This is a genomic window from Pantoea sp. SGAir0430 (genome assembly GCF_043549295.1).
This window is the reverse complement of the sequence record NZ_CP039427.1, coordinates 1516247-1536194: the sequence shown is the minus strand read 5'-3', so window position 1 is coordinate 1536194 and position 19948 is coordinate 1516247. Positions and strand designations below refer to the sequence as shown.

Annotated in this window: 17 protein-coding genes; 12 read left to right on the top strand and 5 right to left on the bottom strand. The window is 57.3% G+C overall.

Features of this window, described 5'->3' with window-relative positions; genetic code table 11:
- Nucleotides 1-2: 2 nt before the first annotated feature.
- Entirely contained in the window at nucleotides 3-554 is a 552-nt protein-coding gene (gene ssuE / locus E7738_RS07475) for an NADPH-dependent FMN reductase (RefSeq protein ID WP_166718649.1), read from the bottom strand.
- A 731-nt stretch (nucleotides 555-1285) separates the two neighbouring features.
- Between ssuE and E7738_RS07470 the strand changes: the two genes are divergently transcribed.
- The 5 genes from E7738_RS07470 to E7738_RS07450 all read left to right on the top strand — a co-directional run bounded on the left by E7738_RS07470 (nucleotide 1286) and on the right by E7738_RS07450 (nucleotide 6525).
- On the top strand, nucleotides 1286-2080 hold the full coding sequence (locus E7738_RS07470) for a hypothetical protein (RefSeq protein WP_031279850.1): 795 nt from the start codon (nucleotides 1286-1288) through the stop codon (nucleotides 2078-2080).
- 102 nt (nucleotides 2081-2182) lie between these two features.
- Nucleotides 2183-3700, top strand: coding sequence for a lipopolysaccharide biosynthesis protein (locus E7738_RS07465; protein WP_021508319.1), 1518 nt, complete (start codon nucleotides 2183-2185; stop codon nucleotides 3698-3700).
- Nucleotides 3697-4701: a glycosyltransferase family 2 protein gene (locus E7738_RS07460; protein WP_058780800.1), complete on the top strand. Its 1005-nt coding sequence runs from the start codon at nucleotides 3697-3699 to the stop codon at nucleotides 4699-4701. The genes E7738_RS07465 and E7738_RS07460 overlap by 4 nt, the downstream gene beginning before the upstream one ends.
- Nucleotides 4702-4821: 120 nt before the next feature.
- The gene (gene pyrD, locus E7738_RS07455; protein ID WP_021508317.1) at nucleotides 4822-5832 is read left to right on the top strand and encodes a quinone-dependent dihydroorotate dehydrogenase; all 1011 of its coding nucleotides are present in this window, start codon (nucleotides 4822-4824) and stop codon (nucleotides 5830-5832) included.
- Nucleotides 5833-5982: 150 nt separating this feature from the next.
- Nucleotides 5983-6525, top strand: a complete 543-nt coding sequence (locus E7738_RS07450; RefSeq protein ID WP_058759732.1) for a cell division protein ZapC — start codon at nucleotides 5983-5985, stop codon at nucleotides 6523-6525.
- Nucleotides 6526-6528: 3 nt separating this feature from the next.
- On the opposite strand, the gene E7738_RS07445 is transcribed toward E7738_RS07450, so the two are convergent.
- On the bottom strand, nucleotides 6529-7638 hold the full coding sequence (locus E7738_RS07445; RefSeq protein ID WP_021508315.1) for a YcbX family protein: 1110 nt from the start codon (nucleotides 7636-7638) through the stop codon (nucleotides 6529-6531).
- A 96-nt stretch (nucleotides 7639-7734) separates the two neighbouring features.
- Here E7738_RS07445 and rlmKL point away from each other — a divergent pair, with 96 nt between their 5' ends.
- From rlmKL to rmf, 6 genes are all read left to right on the top strand, one after another.
- On the top strand, nucleotides 7735-9852 hold the full coding sequence (gene rlmKL, locus E7738_RS07440; RefSeq protein ID WP_222985456.1) for a bifunctional 23S rRNA (guanine(2069)-N(7))-methyltransferase RlmK/23S rRNA (guanine(2445)-N(2))-methyltransferase RlmL: 2118 nt from the start codon (nucleotides 7735-7737) through the stop codon (nucleotides 9850-9852).
- Between the two features lie 5 nt (nucleotides 9853-9857).
- A complete protein-coding gene (locus E7738_RS07435; protein WP_058775386.1) occupies nucleotides 9858-11765 on the top strand; it encodes an ABC transporter ATP-binding protein in 1908 nt (635 codons plus the stop codon).
- A 16-nt stretch (nucleotides 11766-11781) separates the two neighbouring features.
- A complete protein-coding gene (gene pqiA, locus E7738_RS07430) occupies nucleotides 11782-13065 on the top strand; it encodes a membrane integrity-associated transporter subunit PqiA (RefSeq protein ID WP_059008936.1) in 1284 nt (427 codons plus the stop codon).
- Nucleotides 13037-14680 (top strand): intermembrane transport protein PqiB, encoded by a 1644-nt coding sequence (gene pqiB, locus E7738_RS07425; protein WP_021508311.1) that lies wholly within the window; start codon nucleotides 13037-13039, stop codon nucleotides 14678-14680. Before pqiA ends, pqiB begins: the two co-directional genes overlap by 29 nt.
- Nucleotides 14677-15243, top strand: a complete 567-nt coding sequence (gene pqiC, locus E7738_RS07420; RefSeq protein WP_394516246.1) for a membrane integrity-associated transporter subunit PqiC — start codon at nucleotides 14677-14679, stop codon at nucleotides 15241-15243. Before pqiB ends, pqiC begins: the two co-directional genes overlap by 4 nt.
- 267 nt (nucleotides 15244-15510) lie before the next feature.
- On the top strand, nucleotides 15511-15678 hold the full coding sequence (rmf, locus tag E7738_RS07415) for a ribosome modulation factor (RefSeq protein ID WP_013508548.1): 168 nt from the start codon (nucleotides 15511-15513) through the stop codon (nucleotides 15676-15678).
- 65 nt (nucleotides 15679-15743) lie between these two features.
- Here rmf and fabA read toward each other — a convergent pair whose 3' ends face one another.
- Nucleotides 15744-16262: a bifunctional 3-hydroxydecanoyl-ACP dehydratase/trans-2-decenoyl-ACP isomerase gene (gene fabA / locus E7738_RS07410; protein WP_010616565.1), complete on the bottom strand. Its 519-nt coding sequence runs from the start codon at nucleotides 16260-16262 to the stop codon at nucleotides 15744-15746.
- A 67-nt stretch (nucleotides 16263-16329) separates the two neighbouring features.
- Nucleotides 16330-18192: an AAA family ATPase gene (locus E7738_RS07405; RefSeq protein ID WP_394516245.1), complete on the bottom strand. Its 1863-nt coding sequence runs from the start codon at nucleotides 18190-18192 to the stop codon at nucleotides 16330-16332.
- 53 nt (nucleotides 18193-18245) lie between these two features.
- Here E7738_RS07405 and matP point away from each other — a divergent pair, with 53 nt between their 5' ends.
- Nucleotides 18246-18713 carry a macrodomain Ter protein MatP gene (gene matP, locus E7738_RS07400; protein WP_021508308.1) on the top strand — a complete coding sequence of 156 codons (468 nt, stop codon included), beginning with the start codon at nucleotides 18246-18248 and terminating at the stop codon, nucleotides 18711-18713.
- A gap of 68 nt (nucleotides 18714-18781) precedes the next feature.
- On the opposite strand, the gene ompA is transcribed toward matP, so the two are convergent.
- On the bottom strand, nucleotides 18782-19855 hold the full coding sequence (ompA, locus tag E7738_RS07395) for a porin OmpA (protein ID WP_058769572.1): 1074 nt from the start codon (nucleotides 19853-19855) through the stop codon (nucleotides 18782-18784).
- Nucleotides 19856-19948: the final 93 nt, after the last annotated feature.

Below are 19948 nucleotides of genomic sequence, written 5' to 3'. Positions count from 1 at the left end.
CTTTATACAGCCTGAGCATAGGGTTGATGACGACGGTGCAGCGCCTGCCAGAAGGTTTCCAGCGCCTCATCAATGCGCTCGCTCAGCAGCGCATCCAGCTCAGGCTGGCGGTCGTAGTGGGTGATTTGCGTATCGTTGGCGAACACGCCGTGCAGAACTTCCTGCGCTTTCAGCGCGTTCAGCACCGGTTTCAGCGCGTAGTCAACGGCAAGCATGTGCGCCACGCTGCCGCCGCTCGCCAGCGGCAACACCACTTTATGTTCCAGCGCCCGCTCTGGCAGCAGGTCGAGCAGGGTTTTCAGCGCGCCAGAGAAAGAGGCTTTATAAATCGGTGTGGCGACGATCAGCCCCTCCGCGAGCGCTAAATCCGCTTTAAGCGCGGTCAGTGCCGGTGAGTCAAAGCGCGCATACAGCAAATCTTCCGGCTGAAAGTTGTGAATGTTCCACGGAATCACCTCAACGCCACGCGCTTCCAGCGCCCGCTGGCACACACTCAGCAGCGCCGTAGAACGTGAAGGAAAACGCGGACTCCCCGCCAGCGTAATAACCCGCATGGTCACTCCTTATAACTGAAAGTTATTGATTAGCAATTATTGAGAACTGATGCGTTCAATCCTGACAGAGCAGGCGGCGAGGCGTAAATGATTTATCCGGCAATGGATAGCCGTCAGGCGGGAATAGCGCCCTCTTATAAAGGAAGGGAAAAGCGCCTCTAAGGTTAATCTGAATTGCACCCGCAGATTGCCGGGTTTTCATTAGCGGCTTCCGTCACGGGCAAGGTGAGAATGATTAAAAGCGCTGTTGCCTGGTTAAATCAGAGGTGTAACCGTCGACACATATCGCCGGGCGCGCCATTGTCGTCAGGCTTAAGAAGAAATAGATGAGGTAATTTAAGGAGTAGCAAACAAACGCTGACGTAAGTTTAAAGCGGGCACCAGGATTTTTCGTAGTGGCTGTTTAGAATGTTCCATTTTAAGCTGGTCTCAAATTAGCGAGTAAGTGTGTCAAAGCGTGGCGTTTTATTAAAATCGCACCGTTTAACGCGTTTCCTGTTACCGATATTACGTATTACTTCAGCACTCTGGCCGGGATTGCTTCAGTTGCGCTTAACAATAAACGGTAAATTATCAGCCAGTCTGGCAAGGGCCAATAGTCATGCCGTCGGCGGGCTGTTTATAATTGATTGAGTTTTCTTACGCTAAAAAAAAGTCACTGCCTTATTTGCGCCTTAATTGGGCGGATTTTTGTCTGGCCATTATTCAGTATTATTTTTAGGGAGAGGAATATGGGAAGGTCTGCTCTGTTAGTGCACCCGGCTGAGCCGGTTGCCGCTCAGCCCGCGCGCGTCGCGGCTGATAACGTTAATCCACTATTGTGTTATCTGCTGCAGCCGGATGCCGCGCACAGCCAGTTTACCGCTGTGCCACAGCCAGCGGCGGAGAGCGTCAGCGACGACGCGTTCTTACTGTTTGCCGCCGACGGCTTTGCGCCCTCTGCTGCACTGTTGCAGGAAGTGGCAACGCTCAGCCATCAGCGCCCGGAGCTCAACTGCATGCTGGTTTCACTGGCACCACGCGCACTGAGCAGCGGCCTGCAGTCGTCGCTGCAGCTGTTCCAGCAGCTGCAGGCGCAGCGCCTGTGGCAGCAGAATAACTATGCGGTCATCCTGCGCGCCGCGCTGGTGAAAAATGCCGCTCCGCTGGTACGCATTCAGGATGTGATGCTGGCCGGCCTGTTAAATACGCAAACGGTATGGCTGCTGGATGCTCGCGCTGAGCATGAGGTCACCACGGTTAATCCGCCACCCAGCTATCAGCAATTTATGACGGAGTATGAAAAGGTCACCCGTTTGTCACACTTTATTCCGGAGCGAAACCGTTATCGCCAGAGTTATTTACGCAGCGGGTTATTACAGCTGGTACAGCAGGAATTAAACGCTGAAACGCAGTTCTCTAATAATGTGCGGCACGCGGTGCGCTACTTTGCCGATCAGTTTTCACCGCAGAGCACAATGGAAAAACTGTTACTGAAACAGCCCGACCTCTATTTCTCACTGATGAAAATGAGAAAAAGCCGCTGAGATAGCGCCAGCGTTAATTTTAAGAATTACTCCCGTGGGCGCTGAGGTATTTTTGTGTCACGCTGTTAACACTGAGAAAAATACCCAGACGCCAGAGTTTTTATGTCTATCAAACGTAACGCGATTGCCAACTATGTTGGCCAGATCTATCTGACGCTGTCAGGTATTTTAGTAGTTCCCCTGTATATTCAGCATTTAGGTATGGAAGCTTACGGTCTCGTGGGCTTCTTTTCTATATTGCTGACCTGGCTGCAGCTGCTGGACGCGGGCGTTTCAACCACGCTGATGCGCGAGGCGGCACGCTACCGGGCAAATCAGGCAGAGTTTGTCTGGTTTCCGGCGCTGTTTGCCACGCTGACCCGCTTCTTCCTGTTCTCCACCCTGGTGCTGGTGGTGCTCGGCTGGCTGGCGACGCCATGGATTGCCACGCACTGGCTGGATGCGCAGCACTTGCCCGCCAGTGATGTGGTGGTGGCCGTGGCGATCATGGTGATCACCGCCGCGATTCGCTGGCGTACCAGCCCGTATCGCAGCGTGATTGTCGGTTTTGAGCATCAGGTCTGGCTCAACGGCGTGAACCTGATCATTACCACGCTGCGTACTTTTGGCGCGGTACTGGTGATCCAGCTGTTCCCGAATCCGCTGCTGACCTTCTTTATCTGGCAATTGCTGGTCTCGATTGCCGAAGCCGCCTGCTGTATCTGGAAATCCTGTCAGCTGGTGCCCCGCGCAGCGCGCAAAGAGAAGCGCGACGATCTCAAAGGCGTGCTCAAACCCTTTATCCGCTTTGCGCTGAGCGCCGCCTTCTCCAGTGCCGTGTGGACCTTTATTTCGCAGATTGACCGGCTGGTGCTGTCAAAAACCCTGCCACTGAGTGAATACGGCTCGTTCACCGTGGTCGCCACGGCCGCGACCGGTATCCTGCTGCTGAGCAGTCCGATTATGCAGGCGATTGTGCCGCGCATGACCGGCATGAAAACCCGTCAGCAGGGCGATGCCGAATCGCTGAAGCTCTATCGCTATACCACCCAGGCGGTGGCAATTTTTATGGCCCCGCTCAGCATCACCATTGCCTGCTATGCCGGACCGCTACTGTGGGCGTGGACGCAGAAACCGCAAATTGTCGAAGAGATGGCGTTTGTGCTTAGCCTCTATGCGCTCGGCAGCGGTATCCAGGCGATCTGCGGCCTGCTGTATCACCTGCAATACGTTAACGGCAATCTGAAACTGCACATGCAGGGATTCACCTGTTTTGCCGTCGTGCTGGTGCCGCTCAACATCTGGTGTGCCGTCCATTACGGGGCGCTGGGCACCGGCTGGCTGTGGCTGGGGCAGAATATCTTCTATTTAGTTGGCTGGGCGTGGCTGGTGCATCGCCGCTTTGCGCCGGGCATTCATTTCAGCTGGCTGACGCGCGACGTAGCGCTGATTTGGGCGGTGTCGGCGCTGATTGCCTGGCTCAGCACGCTGTTGCCGATTGAGTGGAACCAGAATCGCTGGATCAACCTGCTGTGGCTGGGGCTGATCGGGGCCTTTAACCTTGGCGTGTGCTGTCTGTTACATAGCCTGGTGCTAAAACGCCTGCGCGCGCCGCTTGTTAACGCAGAGGAAAGAGGATGAGCATGACATCACGCCGCACGCCGACGGTTTCGGTAATTATCCCTAACTGGAACTGCGCGCCCTGGCTGCCGGAAACCCTGGGATCGCTGCTTCGCCAGTCATCGCCGCCGGAAGAGATCATCATTATTGATGATGGCTCGAGCGATGACAGCGTGGCCTGGCTGACGGCGTTTGCTGCGCAGCATCCGCAGGTGACGCTGCTGAGTGGCGGACGCGGCGGCGTCAGTGCCGCGCGCATGAAGGGGCTGGCCGCAGCCAGCGGCGATTTCGTCTATTTTATGGATGCCGACGACTTCGTCTCGACTGAACTGTTCGCCGATTTCCGCCGCGTGCAGGCCCGTCACCCGGAGATTGATCTGTTCTGCTTTGGCGCGAAAATGTTTTTCGACCTGCCAGCGCCGCAGCGCCATTATCAGACCATCCATCAGCGCCACGTCAGCGGCCTGCTGCCGGGCGGCAGCGCTACGCTGCGCACGCTGATTCAGCATCAGTCGGCGCATCGGGTGATCTGGAGCAGCATCATCTCGCGTCGCCTGATTGACCAGCTCGATCTGCAGTTTCTGCCGATCCAGAACCATGAAGACGCGCCCTTTATGTTCGCCCTTTATCTGCAGGCGCGCGCGCTGTACTGCACCAGCCAGAGCTACTACTACAAACGCTTCATGCTGAGTTCTCTGTCGCAGAGCACGCGCGACTTCTCGTGGGTGAAAAATTACTTTATCGCCCGCGCCGGCAGTGAGCAGTTCCTGCAGCAGCAGCAACTACCGCACGATGAGGCGCTGCTGGATGACTATTACCAGACGGTGATGCACGGCTGCCTGACGCAAATCCGCAAAAATCACATGACGGTGCCCGCCGAGTGGCAGCCGCAGGTGAATCAGCTGGTGCGTAAAGTGTTACAGCACAACGCGCGACTGAAACTGCTGTGGTATTGCCCGGCGATTTACAGCGGCTTACAGGCCTGCCGCGATCGTCTGGGACGCTATTCCGCCCGACGCTGATACCGATCAAATTGTTGCATCCCAGAGTAATTTACTTTTGCGCCAGAGCACCTTACCATTCTGGCGCACAAATTCCCGTGCACCCGACTTTCACGAAGCTTCCGCCATTCAGGAGAGTGCATGCTATATCCTATCGTCCGGCCGGCGCTGTTTAAGCTCGATCCAGAGCGCGCGCACGAACTCACCTTTCAACAGTTACGCTTCATCAGCGGCACGCCGCTGGAAGGGCTGATTCGTCAGTCGCTGCCGTCACGCCCGGTGACCTGTATGGGGCTGACCTTTCCGAACGCGCTGGGCCTGGCTGCGGGGCTGGATAAGAACGCGGAGTGCATTGATGCCTTTGGTGCCATGGGCTTTGGCTTTGTCGAGGTGGGCACGGTGACGCCACGCGCGCAGCCGGGCAATGACAAACCCCGCATGTTCCGGCTGGTGGCGGCGGAAGGTATCATCAACCGCATGGGGTTTAATAATCTCGGCGTTGATCACCTGGTAGAGAATGTGAAAAAGGCGCGCTTTAAAGGCGTGCTTGGCATCAATATTGGTAAAAATAAAGACACGCCGGTAGAGCAGGGCAAAGACGATTATCTGACCTGCATGGAAAAGGTGTATGCGCACGCCGGTTATATTGCCATCAATATTTCCTCACCGAATACCCCCGGATTACGTTCGCTGCAATATGGCGAAGCGCTGGACGATCTGCTGTCGGCGATTAAATTAAAACAGCGGGCGCTGCAGGAAAGCCATCTGAAATATGTGCCGGTGGCGGTGAAGATCGCGCCGGATCTTTCTGAAGAAGAATTGATCCAGGTTGCCGACAGTTTAGTGCGCCACGAAATAGACGGCGTGATCGCCACCAATACCACGCTCGATCGTTCGCTGGTGAGCGGGCTGAAATATGCCGACGAAGCGGGGGGATTAAGTGGCCGTCCGGTTCAGTCGCGCAGCACCGAGGTGATTCGCCGTCTGGCGCAGGAACTGCAGGGACGTCTGCCTATTATTGGCGTCGGTGGCATTGATTCGCTGGTCGCGGCACGGGAAAAAATGGCGGCCGGTGCAACGCTGGTGCAGATATACTCAGGCTTTATTTATAAAGGTCCGGGTTTAATTAAAGATATCGTGACCCATCTCTAAGACATTTCTCACTTTCCCAGGCCGGGGGGTTTATTTCTCCCTCCGGCTCGTTTATATTTTGTCCTGTTCGTACAATTTTCAGCTTTTTCCTTAAAGCAATATTTTAAATTTCAGCGCCGTTTAGCGCAGCGTAAATCCACAGGGCACCCCATGAAAATCAAACCCGATGACAACTGGCGTTGGTATTTTGACGCAGAGCATGACCGGATGATGCTGGATCTGGCCGATGGAATGTTATTTCGCTCGCGCTTCTCGCGCAAAATGCTGACGCCCGATGCCTTTAATGACAGCGGTTTTTGCGTTGATGACGCTGCGCTTTATTTTACTTTTGAAGAGCGCTGTCGCCAGAGCGGTTTAAAAAGCGATCAGCGCGCCGAGCTGGTGCTGAACGCGCTGGTGGCCAGCCGTTTCCTTAAGCCGCTGATGCCGAAAAGCTGGCACTTCACCAGCCATGCGCACAGCTGGCAGCCCGTCGCGGGCGATATGGTGGCGGTAACGCTGGCCGACAGCGGCGAACAGGCACAGCTGCTGGTGGTCGAAAGCGGCGAGAATGCCGCGCTCTGTCTGCTGGCGCAGAGTGCGCTGACGGTGGCGGGCAAAGGGATGCAGCTCGGCGATGCCATTAAGATCATGAACGATCGCCTGCAGCCGCAGTTGCAGGAGAGCAGCGCGCCCTTCGCCCGCGCGGTGTAGCGCTTACGCCAGTTCGATATCTCCGTTCGGAATACAGCTGCAGCTGAGAATGGTGCCATCGCCGCGCACCGCGCTCTGCTTCAGCGCCTTTACGTCACCCGACACCAGCGTCATTTTGCAGCTGCCGCAGATTCCGGCACGACACGAATAGGGAATGCGAAAGCCCTGCATCTCCAGCTGTTCCAGTAATACCTGCTGATTATCGCCGGCAAACTGCTGACCCTGATAGCCAATGGTCACGGCGGCCGGTGCGCTGCTGGCGGCCTGCAGCGTTTCCACCACCTCACCGGCACCGTAAGCGCGCGGCGTCTGCCGTTCCAGCACTTCAACCGTATCGCCGACGCGCACGATGCCGCTGTTAAGCGCAATCAGATTCAGGCCGAAATCGATATCTCCGCTGCCGTCCTGCGCGCTGCGAAAGCGCTGCAGCGTGGCGAGCGGTTCGCCCTGCGGGTGCTTGCGACCGCTTTCGGTGCCGATGGTGGTAAACACGCAGCGGCTGCACGGCTTCGGCATCTCAAAGGTGATCTCGCCGATCTTAATACGTTTCCAGCTGTCCTCGTCCCAGGCGCTGGCGCCGCTGACGATCAGATTGGGGCGGAACTGCTCCAGCCGCACGCTGGCCGGACAGCGCTGCTGCAGATCCTGCAGCGACGCCATGTTGACCAGCAGGTAAGGGAAGCCGTCGGCGAACCCCAGCGGGACCTGGTCGAAGCGTTTTACCCGGCGAGACGGCTCAGTGCCGACCCAGCGTAGCTGCACCGGGCGCGGGAAAAAGCCGCTCAGCCACTGGTTAATGGTGTCAGGCGCAATGCGCGCAGTGAACTGGTTGCCCCACACTTCCGTCGGTGCCGGCTGGGCGCTGAAATCGCTGAAGCGGATCAGCGCCTGGCTGCCGTCCGGCGCGGTGATGAATAGCCCGTCGGGCAGCAGGGCGGGCGTAAAACGCACCATCTCCGGAAACTGGCGGGCGGTAATAAAGGTCCCGTCCGCTTCGGTCACCATAAAGATGCGATCGAAGGCCAGACCGCTTTCCAGCACCTGCGCGTGTGACAGCTGCAAACCACGCATCGATTTAACCGGGTGAATATACAGGCGAGACAGGGTAATCATCACAACTCCGTACAGACAAAAAGAAGCTAACTTTATGACATAGGACGCTGATTCGCTATAATGCGCAACAATTTTAGCAAGAGTAAAAGTGACGATATGAATTCTCTGTTTGCCAGTACGGCGCGTGGGCTCGAAGAGCTGTTGAAAACTGAGCTGGACGCGCTGGGTGCGCAGGATTTGCAGGTGGTGCAGGGCGGCGTCCACTTCCGAGCCGACGACCGCGTAATGTACCAAAGCCTGCTGTGGAGCCGTCTGGCTTCACGTATTTTGCTGCCGCTGGGAGAATTCGGCGTCTGGAGCGATCTCGATCTCTACGTCGGCGCGCAAAGCATCCCGTGGAGCGAGCTGTTTGACAGCAACACCACGTTCGCCATCCACTTCAGCGGCACCAATGAGGTGATTCGCAACAGTCAGTTTGGTGCGCTGCGCATCAAAGATGCGATTGTCGATAGCTTCACCCGGCAGAATCTGGAGCGTCCGAGTGTCGATCGCGAGCAGCCGGGCATCCGCATTAACGCGTGGCTGAATAAAGATCGCGTTAGCATCGCGCTGGATCTGAGCGGCACCGCACTGCATCAGCGCGGCTATCGCCAGCAAACCGGCCAGGCACCGCTGAAAGAGAACCTGGCGGCGGCGATTGTGATGCGCTCCGGCTGGCAGAACGGCACGCCGCTGGTCGATCCGATGTGCGGCTCCGGTACGCTGCTGATTGAAGCGGCGCTGATCGCCTGCGATCGCGCGCCGGGCCTGCTGCGTTCGCACTGGGGCTTCAGCCGCTGGAAACGCCACAACAGCGCGCTGTGGCAGGAGGTGCGCAGCGACGCGCTGCAGCGTGCGCGCGCCGGCACGGCCGCCACCACGTCACGCTTCTTTGGCTATGATAATGATGGTCGCGTGCTGGAGTGGGCACGTGCCAACGCGCGCCGCGCCGGCGTGTTCGATCTGTTCACCTTTGCGCAGCAGGATGTGCTGCAGCTGAAAAATCCGCTGGCGGGCGAAGCGATGCGCGGTACGGTGCTGAGTAACCCGCCGTACGGCGAGCGTCTGGAGAGCGAGCCGGCGCTGATTGCGCTGCACAGCCAGCTGGGCCGCATCATGAAACAGCAGTTTGGTGGCTGGAATTTGTCGCTGTTCAGCGCCTCACCAGAGCTGCTCAGCTGCCTGCAGCTGCGCGCCGATCGCCAGTTTAAAGCGAAAAACGGTCCGCTGGAGTGCGTACAGAAGAACTACCAGCTGGCGGAGAACAGCGCCGAAGGCGGCGCACAGATTGCAGAAGACTTTGCTAACCGCCTGCGTAAGAACAGCAAAAAACTGGACAAGTGGGCGCGCCAGTCGAATATTGACTGCTACCGCCTGTATGACGCCGATCTGCCGGAGTATAACGTGGCGGTCGATCGCTACGCCGACTGGGTGGTGATTCAGGAGTACGCGCCGCCGAAAACCGTGGACGCGACCAAAGCGCGCCAGCGCCTGTTTGACGTAATCGGTGCCACGCTGAGCGTACTGGAGATACCGGCCAATCGCCTGGTGCTGAAAACCCGCGAACGGCAGAAGGGCAAAAACCAGTACCAGAAGCTGAGCGAGAAGGGCGAATTCTTTGAAGTGCAGGAGTTTAACGCGCGGCTGCTGGTGAACCTGACGGATTATCTCGATACCGGCCTGTTCCTCGACCACCGTATCGCGCGCCAGATGCTGGGCCAGATGAGCCAGGGGAAAGATTTCCTTAACCTGTTCTCCTATACCGGTAGCGCCAGCGTGCACGCCGGGCTGGGCGGCGCCAAATCCACCACCACGGTTGATATGTCGCGCACCTATCTGGAGTGGGCCGAACGTAACCTGCGCCTGAATGGATTAACCGGGCGCCAGCATCGCCTGATGCAGGCGGACTGCCTGAGCTGGCTGCGCGAAAGCGATGAGCAGTTCGATCTGATCTTTATCGATCCGCCGACCTTCTCCAACTCCAAACGCATGGAAGATGACTTCGATGTGCAGCGCGACCACCTGATGCTGCTGCAGAACCTGAAACGCATGCTGCGTCGCGGCGGCACCATTATGTTCTCCAATAACAAGCGCGGCTTCAAAATGGATCTGGACGGCTTGCAGCGTCTGGGTCTGCAGGCGCAGGAAATTACGCAAAAAACGCTGTCGCAGGACTTTGCGCGCAACCGTCAAATTCACAACTGCTGGCTGGTAAGCCACGCCGGTAAGGAATAAGTTTTATGTCACTGATCAGTATCCATGGCGCTTACCTGTCGTTCAGCGATGCGCCGCTGTTGGATAACACCGAACTGCATATCGAAGAGGGCGAGCGCGTCTGTCTGGTTGGGCGCAACGGCGCCGGTAAATCGACGCTGATGAAAATCATCAATGGCGAACAGCCGCTGGATGACGGCCGCATTATTTATGAGCAGGATTTGGTGGTTGCGCGGCTGCAACAGGATCCGCCACGCAATATCACCGGTTCGGTGTACGACTTCGTTGCCGAAGGCGTGGCCGAACAGGCTGAGCACCTCAAGGCCTACCACGCCATATCGCACCTGGTGATGGAAGATCCGAGCGAGAAAAACCTCAACGAAATGGGGCGACTGCAGACGATTCTCGACCATCACAACCTGTGGCAGCTCGACAGCCGCATCAACGATGTGCTGCAGCAAATCGGGCTGCAGCCGGACACCGAACTGTCGTCACTCTCCGGTGGCTGGCTGCGTAAAGCCGCGCTGGGCCGTGCGCTGGTCAGCAACCCGCGCGTGCTGATGCTCGACGAACCGACTAACCACCTCGATATTGAAACCATCGACTGGCTGGAAAGCTTCCTGAAAACCTTCAACGGCAGCATCGTGTTTATTTCGCACGACCGCTCGTTTATCCGCAATATGGCGACGCGCATCGTCGACCTCGATCGCGGCAAGCTGGTGTCATGGCCGGGCGATTACGATCAGTTCCTGCTCGGCAAAGAGGAAGCGCTGCGCGTTGAAGAGATGCAAAACGCCGAATTCGACCGCAAGCTGGCGCAGGAAGAAGTGTGGATTCGCCAGGGCATCAAAGCGCGTCGCACCCGTAACGAAGGCCGCGTGCGCGCGCTGAAAGCGCTGCGTCGTGAACGCTCCGAACGGCGTGACGTGATGGGCAAAGCCAATATGCAGGTCGGTGAAGCGGCGCGTTCCGGCAAAATCGTCTTTGAGCTGGAAAACGTGGATTACGGCGTTGACGGCAAAACGCTGGTGAAGGATTTCTCCACCCAGGTGCAGCGCGGCGACAAAATCGCCCTGATTGGCCCGAACGGCTGCGGTAAAACCACGCTGCTGCGCCTGATGCTCGGCCAGCTGAAGGCAGATGCCGGTCGCGTGCACTGCGGCACCAAACTGGAAATCGCCTACTTCGATCAGCACCGCGCGGAGCTGGATCCGGATAAAACCGTGATGGACAACCTGGCGGAAGGCAAACAGGAAGTGATGGTCAACGGCAAGCCGCGCCACGTGCTCGGCTATCTGCAGGACTTCCTGTTCCACCCGAAACGCGCCATGACGCCGGTGCGTGCGCTGTCCGGCGGCGAGCGTAACCGCCTGCTGCTGGCGCGTCTGTTCCTCAAGCCCAGCAACCTGCTGATCCTTGACGAACCGACCAACGACCTCGACGTCGAAACGCTCGAGCTGCTGGAAGAGCTGGTGGATGGCTATCAGGGCACCGTACTGCTGGTGAGCCACGATCGTCAGTTTGTGGATAACACCGTGACCGAATGCTGGATCTTTGAAGGCAACGGCGAGATCGGTACCTTCGTCGGTGGCTACCATGATGCGCAGCAGCAGCGCGCCGCTTACAAGCAGACCAAAGCTGCACCGGTCAAAAGCGCAGCGACTAAACCGGCAGAAAAAGCCGACGCCCCCAAACGCAGCGCAGGCAAGCTAAGCTATAACCTGACGCGTGAACTGGAACAGCTGCCGCAAAAGCTGGAGCAGCTGGAGACGCGTATCGGTGAGCTGCAGGCGCAGATGAGTCATCCGGATTTCTTCAGCCAGCCGCACGACAAAACGCAGCCGGTGCTGGATGCGCTGGCGCAGGCGGAGCAGGAGCTGGAAACCACCTTTGAACGGTGGGAAGAGCTGGAAGCGCTGAAAAACGGCGCATAACGCAGAGGGAGTCAGCATGTGTGCCACGCATCAGACGCAGCACTGGATGCTCTGTCCGCAGTGTGATTTAACCGTAAAACTGCCCGCCGTACCGGTGGGCAGCCGTGCGCGCTGTCCGCGCTGTCACACCACGCTGGTGGCTAACTGGCACGAACCGCGTAAACGTCCCACCGGCTATGCGCTGGCGGCGCTGTTTATGCTGTTGCTGGCCAATCTGTTTCCGTTTATCAGCATGCATGTGGCCGGTCTCAGCAGCCAGATCTCGCTGATGGCCATTCCGCAGGTGATGGATCGCGAGGATTATCGCAGCCTCGCCACGTTGTTCCTGCTGTTTGTGCAGGGCATTCCGGCTTTCTGCATGATCGCCATTCTGCTGCTGGTCAATCCGGTGCGCCTGCCGCACAGCCTGCGACTCGGGCTGGCACGCATTCTGTTTCAATTGCGCAGCTGGGGTATGGCGGAAATTTTCATGGCCGGCGTGCTGGTCAGCTTCGTCAAACTGATGGCCTATGGTGAAATTGGCCTTGGCAGCAGCTTCTGGCCGTGGTGCCTGTTTTGTCTGCTGCAGCTGCGTGCGTTTCAGTGCGTCGATCGCCGCTGGGTCTGGCAGCGCATCGATCCGCTGCCGCCGCTGGCGCAAACGCCGCAGGCGGGCATCAGCGGACTGAAGCAGGGGTTGCGCAGCTGTCCGTGCTGCACCGCGATTCTGCCGGCCGCGCAGAAAACCTGTCCGCGCTGCGGCGTGAGCGCTGCGCCGCGCAGGCAGCACAGCCTGCAGTGGACGCTGGCGCTGCTGATCACCTCGGTGATGCTGTATATCCCGTCGAATATTATGCCGATCATGGTGACCGAAACGCTCGGCTCGCAGTATCCGTCCAACATTATGGCCGGCGTCATTTTGCTGTGGAGCGATGGCTCCTGGCCGGTCGCGCTGGTGATTTTTATCGCCAGTATTATGGTGCCTTCGCTGAAGATGGTGGCGATTGGCTGGCTGTGCTGGCACGCCAGCGGCCGCGGCCGGCGCGACAGCGAGAAGATGCACCTGATTTATGAGGTGGTGGAGTTTGTTGGCCGCTGGTCAATGATTGATGTGTTTGTGATCGCTGTGCTTTCTGCGCTGGTGCGCATGGGCCAGCTGATGAGTGTTTACCCTGCGCCAGGCGCGCTATTGTTTGCGCTGGTGGTGATCCTGACTATGTTCGCCGCCATGACGTTTGATCCGCGCCTGATTTGGGATCGCCTACAGGAAACTGAACGTAAGGAGCCGCGTCTTGACGGACAACCAACACGGCATTGCTAACGTCGACCAGATTAAACGCTGGTCGCCGGTGTGGATCGTACCTATCGTCACGCTGTTAATCGGCGGATGGATTCTGTTTTATCACTTCAGCCATCAGGGACCGCAGGTCACGCTGATCACCGAAAACGCCGAAGGCATTGTGGCCGGTAAAACCACTATTAAAAGCCGCAGCGTCGACGTGGGCACCGTCGAAAGCGCGGTGCTGACGGACGATCTGCACCATGTGGAGATCACCGCGCGCCTGAATGCCGGCATGGAAAAACTGCTGCATAAAGACAGCGTGTTTTGGGTGGTGAAGCCGCAGATTGGCCGGGAAGGGGTGACGGGCCTCGGTACGCTGCTCTCCGGCGCCTACATTGAACTGCAGCCGGGCGCCAAAGGGGATAAGCCAGAGCATTATCAGTTGCTCGACGCACCGCCGCTGGCACCGCCGGATGCCAAAGGTATTCGCGTCATCCTTGACAGCAAAAAAGCCGGCCAGCTTAATCCGGGCGATCCGGTGCTGTTCCGCGGCTATCGCGTCGGCACGGTGGAAACCAGCACCTTTGATACCGACAAGCGCATGATGACCTATCAGCTGTTCATCGCCGCGCCTTACGATCGCCTGATTACCACCAACGTGCGCTTCTGGAAAGACAGCGGCATTGCGGTGGATATGTCCGCTTCCGGCATGCGCGTCGAAATGGGCTCGCTGACGACCCTGTTTAGCGGTGGTGTGAGCTTTGACGTGCCGGACGGCTGGGAACTCGGCGAGCTGGCCAAAAATCAGGACGACTACCACCTGTATGACGACCAGCGCAGCATTCAGGATTCGCTGTACACCAAGCACACGGATTTCCTGATGTTCTTCAGCGACTCGATTCGTGGTCTGCAGGTCGGCGCTCCGGTAGAGTTCCGCGGCATTCGTCTTGGTACCGTGGCTCAGGTGCCTTACATGATCCCGGGCGTGAATCAGGCGCTGAACACCGATTACCGCGTGCCGGTGCTGATCCGCATCGAGCCGGACCGCTTTATCAGCCGTCTGGGTGGCGACTTCAATCTTGAACAGCATCTGCAGGATGGTAAGAAACGCGGCCTGCGCGCCACGCTGAAAACCGGCAACCTGCTGTCCGGTGCGCTGTTTGTCGATCTTGACTTCTATGACAATGCACCGGCTTACAAAGGACCGAACGAAGTGGCGGGGCTGGAAGTGATTCCGACCGTAAGCGGCGGTCTGAGCCAGATTCAGCAGAAACTGATGGCGGCGCTGGATAAGATCAACGCGCTGCCGCTCAACCCGATGATCAACCAGGCCACCGGCACGCTGAAAGAGAGCCAGCGCACCCTGCAGCAGCTGCAGAAAACGCTGGATAACCTCAATCAGATCACCGCCAACCCGGCGATGAAAACGCTGCCGGCCGATATGCAGCAAACCCTGCGCGAGCTTAATCGCAGCATGAAGGGGCTGCAGCCAGGATCGCCAGCCTATAACAAACTGGTGGGCGATATGCAGCGCCTTGACCAGGTGCTGCGCGAATTGCAGCCGGTGCTGAAAACGCTCAACAGCAAGAGCAACGCGCTGGTATTCGAAGCCAAACCGGGTCAGGATCCGCAGCCAAAGAGGGCGAAACAGTGAAAAAAGGGCTGATTATCGGTGCTATGCTGCTGCTGGCGGCCTGCAGCAGCACCATCGACACCACTTATTACCAGCTGCCTGCGGGCAGCAATATGGCGCGCGTCAGCAGTGACGCCTCCGCCAGCCAGCCAATGATTTGGGTTGAGCAGGTGAGCGTACCGGACTATCTCGCCGGCAACGGGCTGGTGTATCAAACCAGCGACGTAAAGTACGTGATTGCCGCCAATAATCTGTGGGCCAGTCCGCTCGACCAGCAGCTGCAGCAGACGCTGGTCACCAATCTGGGCCAGGCGTTGCCCGGCCGGCTGGTGGCCAGTCAGCCGCTGGGTGACACGCACGATACGCTCAGCGTGCACGTCACCGGCTTCCACGGCCGTTATGACGGCAAGGTGGTAATAAGCGGTGAATGGCTGTTACAACATCAAGGCCGGCTTATCAAACATGGCTTTAATCTGACGCTGCCGCAGACCGAAGATGGCTACGATGCACTGGTGCGCACGCTGGCGCTCGGCTGGCAGCAAACGGCACAGCAAATTGCTAACAGCGTGGTGACGCTAAATTAGGATTTGTTCGATGCTTATGCTAAGTCCCTGATTTGCCGTTATGTGACGGCGCGCAAATCAGGGACTTTTTTATTGCGGAATCAGCCAGATATGGCGGCGGCACTGAGGGATTTGTGTCGATTTCACGGCAAATTGATGACATTGGCGTGAATTTTGCGCATTGACCTTTCACCCACCACAGGTTAGAACATTACTGTGGTTGAACATTAATTCACCACTCTTTCTTTCCACCAGATTCCACCAGACCTGAAATGAGGGAAACGAGGTATGAAGAGACAGAAGAGAGACCGCCTGGAACGAGCACATTCACGAGGATATCAGGCAGGCATTACCGGCCGCTCAAAAGAGATATGCCCTTATCAAATGATCGATGCCCGGTCTCACTGGTTGGGAGGTTGGCGACAAGCCATGGAGGACAGGTCGGCGGTGGCTTAGGCACCGTCGGATGTCTGTAAACAGGAAAAAAACCTCCGCTGCGTGCGGAGGTTTTTGTTGGCGGGTCAGAACGCTGAAGTGTCTTTAAACAGGCCCACTTTCAGGTCAGTCGCGGTGTAAATCAGGTTACCGTCGACGAACACTTCGCCATCGGCCACGCCCATCACCAGCTTGCGGTTGATGACGCGTTTGAAGTGAATTTTGTAAGTAACCAGCTTCGCCGTCGGCAGAACCTGGCCGGTGAATTTCACTTCACCCACACCCAGCGCACGGCCTTTACCTTCCGCACCCAGCCAGCCGAGATAGAAGCCAACCAGCTGCCACATAGCATCCAGACCCAGACAGCCTGGCATCACCGGATCGCCTTTAAAGTGACAATCAAAGAACCACAGGTCAGGGCGGATATCCAGTTCGGCTTCCACATAACCTTTATCGAATTTGCCGCCGTCTTCGGTCATTTTGACCACGCGGTCCATCATCAACATGTTGTCAGACGGAAGCGGTGGGCCATTCTCGCCAAACAGTTCGCCGCGACCAGAGGCAATCAGGTCTTCTTTGCTATAGGATTCGCGTTTATCTACCATGTTCTCAATATGCCTTCTTTTAGTGAAGCCCGAATATTAGCGAACAGTTGTACGCTGGGCAATGTAATCAGCTGTGGTTGAACCAGTTGAGCCAGCGTAATGGCCAGGGCCGCGGTCGGTTTTCCTGCTGATTGAGCTGAGTAATGCGCTCCTGAATGGTGCTCAGCAGCGAGTCGCCGCTTTCGCTCTGCCAGGCAATACCGGTTAACAGCGGCAGCGCTTCGTCAACGCGCTCAATCGCCCAGATATGGAACTGGCCCTGCTGCACCGCTTCTACCACGTCGTCGCTGAGGCTGAGATGGCGCACGTTGCTGGCAGGCAGAATGACGCCTTGTTTGCCGGTCAGCTCACGCGACTGGCAGATGTGGAAGAAGCCTTCGATTTTCTCATTCAGGCCACCCACCGGCTGCACGTTACCAAACTGGTCCACCGAACCGGTAACGGCAATCTGCTGGTTCAGCGGCTGGTTTGCCAGCGCGCTGATCAGCACACACAGCTCGGCCAGCGAGGCGCTGTCACCGTCGACTTCGGAGTAAGACTGTTCAAACACCAGCGATGCCGAGAAGGGCAGCTGCTGTTCCAGCTCCAGCTCCGAAATCAGATATGCCTGCATGATCATCATGCCTTTGGCGTGGATGTTGCCGCCAAGCTCCGCTTTGCGCTCCACGTCGGTAAATTCGCCATCGCCCGGGTGCACAACACAGGTGATGCGTGATGGCTCGCCCCACGGACGTGGATGACCAGGGAATTCAATCACCGACAGGCCGTTGATCTGACCGACCACTTCGCCTTCCGTTTCGATCATGATCTGATTCAGCAGGATCTCATCGCGCATCCGGTCGGCGAGGAAACTTTCGCGCCACTGGCGTGCTTCCAGCGCCTCTTTCAGCGCCTCGCCATTCAGTGTCTCACCGTGCAGCGCGGCTTCCTGCAGCTGACGGCGCAGCCAGCGCGGGCACAGCGGCAGCGTGTCCTGATCGCCGGTCAGACGCACCGCTTCCTGGATCAGCAGCGGCCAGAAATCAGCTTCGGGTGGCGTCAGACCGGCCAGCTCCGCCTGACATAGCGTCCAGCGGCACCAGTTGGCCATGTCCTCCTCATCAACCAGCTGGAGATTCTCTTCGAACTCGCTGTAGAGCGCCATTTCGTGCACTTCAACGTCCAGCTCCTGGAAGCTGGCCAGCGCCTCGCGATCGCCACATAAAATCAGACGCAGCTGCAGCGGCAGCGGGGGAATGGTCACCGGCAGGGGACGACGCTCGTCCGGTGAGTACCAGTCGAAGCGACCCAGCTCGATCACTTTGCGCAGGCGTAGCCACAGCAGCGGCTGCGCCAGCAGGGTATTGATCGACAGAATCAGCGTGCCACCGTTAGCCTGATGCAGCAGACCGGGCTCCAGCTGTACGCGATCTTTATACTGACGCACGCAGCCAAACAGCTGCTCGGACTCAATCCAGTCGGCGTAATGCACGCCGCCGGTGCTGGTGAAGGGACGGCTGGCATCGACAGGCGGTTGCAGGCTGACGTTGTCGCCCATCACATGGTAATCACCGCCGTACAGCGCGTCCTCGTCAGGCTGAAAGCGCTGCGCTGCTTCGGCAATCCACGCCAGATAGTCACTGTTTTCCTGGCTGCGTAACAGCAGCAGCGGAAAGCCCAGCGTTTGATGATGTAAATGCGCCAGCGCATTCAGCAGACGCGGCTGAACCGCGGCAAGCGTATCGCTATCTTCCAGAGAGACGGTTGAGAAAAGTGATTGGTAGCGTGAGCTATCCGGCTGCAGGGCTTGCCACGTAAGTTGAGTGCTGGTCAAAATATTCGCATTAGTCTGGTTCAGGAAAAGCGCGATTATACAGGATTCAACCCGGTTAAGCACGGCGCACTTCCGGCCTGAACTGTGATGGTCGCAACATGTTTTTCCTTGCTGCATCCGGGAAAAAAGCTGTTATTCTTAGTTTGTTACGTGATCACGATGAGATTCCGATGAAATACCAGCAACTCGAAAATCTTGAAAGTGGATGGAAGTGGAAATACCTGGTGAAAAAGCATCGGGAAGGTGAGCTGATCACCCGGCATATTGAGCTGAGCGCTGCGCAGGCGGCGGTAGAGACGTTGCTGGCGATGGAGAATAACCCGGTTGAGGTCGGTGACTGGATCGCAAAGCATATCCATCCGGAGCTGGAAAACCGTCTGAAACAGACCATACGCGCGCGGCGCAAACGTCATTTCAACGCAGAGCATCAGCACACGCGGAAAAAATCGATCGATCTGGAGTATCTGGTGTGGCAGCGTCTGGCCGGTCTGGCGCAGCGTCGTAACAGCACCCTGTCAGAGACCATTGTTCAGCTGATCGAAGATGCAGAACGCAAAGAGAAGTATGCCAGTCAGATGTCAACGCTGAAGCAGGATCTGCAGGCGATTCTGGGTAAAGGCGGCGCGGATAACGAATAGCAAAAAATTGCGTGTGATAAAAAGCCAAAAAAACCCCGCCGAAGCGGGGTTTTTTATTGCGCGATAACTTAAGCCTGTGGCTGAGTTACAACGTCTTTGATACCTTTCACGTCGATTTCAACGCGACGGTCTGGCGCCAGGCAGTCGATCAGGGCATTGCGGCCTTTCACGCTGTCACAGGTGTTGCCAGTAACTGGGTTAGATTCACCCATGCCACGTGCAGAGATCTTGTTAGCCGGGATACCTTTAGATACCAGGTAGTCGACAACAGACTGAGCACGTTTCTCAGACAGTTTCTGGTTGTACTGGTCTGAACCGATGCGGTCGGTGAAGCCCAGAACCACAACAGAACCGTCTTTCGGATCCATTGAGCTCAGCTGGCTGTACAGCTGATCCAGAGCCTGCTGGCCTTCTGGCTTCAGGGTAGATTTGTTGAAGGTGAACAGCACGTCAGACTTCAGAGTGAAACGCTTGGTTTCAACAACCGGAGCCGGAGCTGGCGCTGGAGCAACAACTGGTGCAGCAGCTTCGTCCTGACCGAAACGGTAAGAAACGCCGACGCTCAGCATGCTGTTGTCTGGACGCGCACCAACGGTACCTGCGTCACCGATGTTATTAACCCACTGGTAGTCCAGGCGAGTCGCCCAGTTTTTGGTCAGTGCGTATTCAACACCAACAGCAGCCAGCGGAGAAACGCCGGTGTCGTGGTTGCTGATGCGAGTGCCGTCAGCTACGTTAGCCTGAGTTGAGTCTGCACGCCAAACCATGCCACCCAGACGGGTGTACACGTCCAGATCGTCAGCAATTGGGTAGCTCAGTTTAGCTGCCAGCTGTACGCCCTGTGCTTTGAATGCGCCGTTAACTTCGTTGCCTTTGTTCGGCATACGGCCCAGCCAGTCGTAGCCCAGCTCGAAGCCCAGGTATGGGTTAGCCTGGTAGCCCAGGAAAGCACCTGCGCCCAGCTGAGATTCGTGAGTTGGACCGTCGTTGTTTTCGTAACCGTTACCGTAGTAACCAGTATCGTGATACTGAGACCAGCCCAGTTTAGCACCGGTGTACCAGGTGTCATCTTTAGGAGCGGCCTGCGCTACGGTAGCGAAGCCAGCCAGTGCCACTGCAATTGCGATAGCTGTCTTTTTCATTTTGCGCCTCGTTATCATCCAAATAGGCAATGAGCAAAAAGGTTGCTCTTGGTTGTAATCCTTCGCCGGGTCTAAACGCTCGCTTATGACTCT

What these genes read in the sequence shown, in the direction of transcription:
- E7738_RS07470 (WP_031279850.1), top strand. Translation starts at nt 1,286, where the DNA reads ATGGGAAGGTCTGCTCTGTTAGTGCACCCGGCTGAGCCGGTTGCCGCT.
- fabA (WP_010616565.1), bottom strand. Translation starts at nt 16,262, where the DNA reads ATGGTAGATAAACGCGAATCCTATAGCAAAGAAGACCTGATTGCCTCT.
- E7738_RS07465 (WP_021508319.1), top strand. Translation starts at nt 2,183, where the DNA reads ATGTCTATCAAACGTAACGCGATTGCCAACTATGTTGGCCAGATCTAT.
- rmf (WP_013508548.1), top strand. Translation starts at nt 15,511, where the DNA reads ATGAAGAGACAGAAGAGAGACCGCCTGGAACGAGCACATTCACGAGGA.
- E7738_RS07405 (WP_394516245.1), bottom strand. Translation starts at nt 18,192, where the DNA reads ATGCAGCAAGGAAAAACATGTTGCGACCATCACAGTTCAGGCCGGAAG.
- pyrD (WP_021508317.1), top strand. Translation starts at nt 4,822, where the DNA reads ATGCTATATCCTATCGTCCGGCCGGCGCTGTTTAAGCTCGATCCAGAG.
- E7738_RS07450 (WP_058759732.1), top strand. Translation starts at nt 5,983, where the DNA reads ATGAAAATCAAACCCGATGACAACTGGCGTTGGTATTTTGACGCAGAG.
- matP (WP_021508308.1), top strand. Translation starts at nt 18,246, where the DNA reads ATGAAATACCAGCAACTCGAAAATCTTGAAAGTGGATGGAAGTGGAAA.
- ssuE (WP_166718649.1), bottom strand. Translation starts at nt 554, where the DNA reads ATGCGGGTTATTACGCTGGCGGGGAGTCCGCGTTTTCCTTCACGTTCT.
- E7738_RS07460 (WP_058780800.1), top strand. Translation starts at nt 3,697, where the DNA reads ATGAGCATGACATCACGCCGCACGCCGACGGTTTCGGTAATTATCCCT.
- E7738_RS07435 (WP_058775386.1), top strand. Translation starts at nt 9,858, where the DNA reads ATGTCACTGATCAGTATCCATGGCGCTTACCTGTCGTTCAGCGATGCG.
- E7738_RS07445 (WP_021508315.1), bottom strand. Translation starts at nt 7,638, where the DNA reads ATGATTACCCTGTCTCGCCTGTATATTCACCCGGTTAAATCGATGCGT.
- ompA (WP_058769572.1), bottom strand. Translation starts at nt 19,855, where the DNA reads ATGAAAAAGACAGCTATCGCAATTGCAGTGGCACTGGCTGGCTTCGCT.
- pqiA (WP_059008936.1), top strand. Translation starts at nt 11,782, where the DNA reads ATGTGTGCCACGCATCAGACGCAGCACTGGATGCTCTGTCCGCAGTGT.
- rlmKL (WP_222985456.1), top strand. Translation starts at nt 7,735, where the DNA reads ATGAATTCTCTGTTTGCCAGTACGGCGCGTGGGCTCGAAGAGCTGTTG.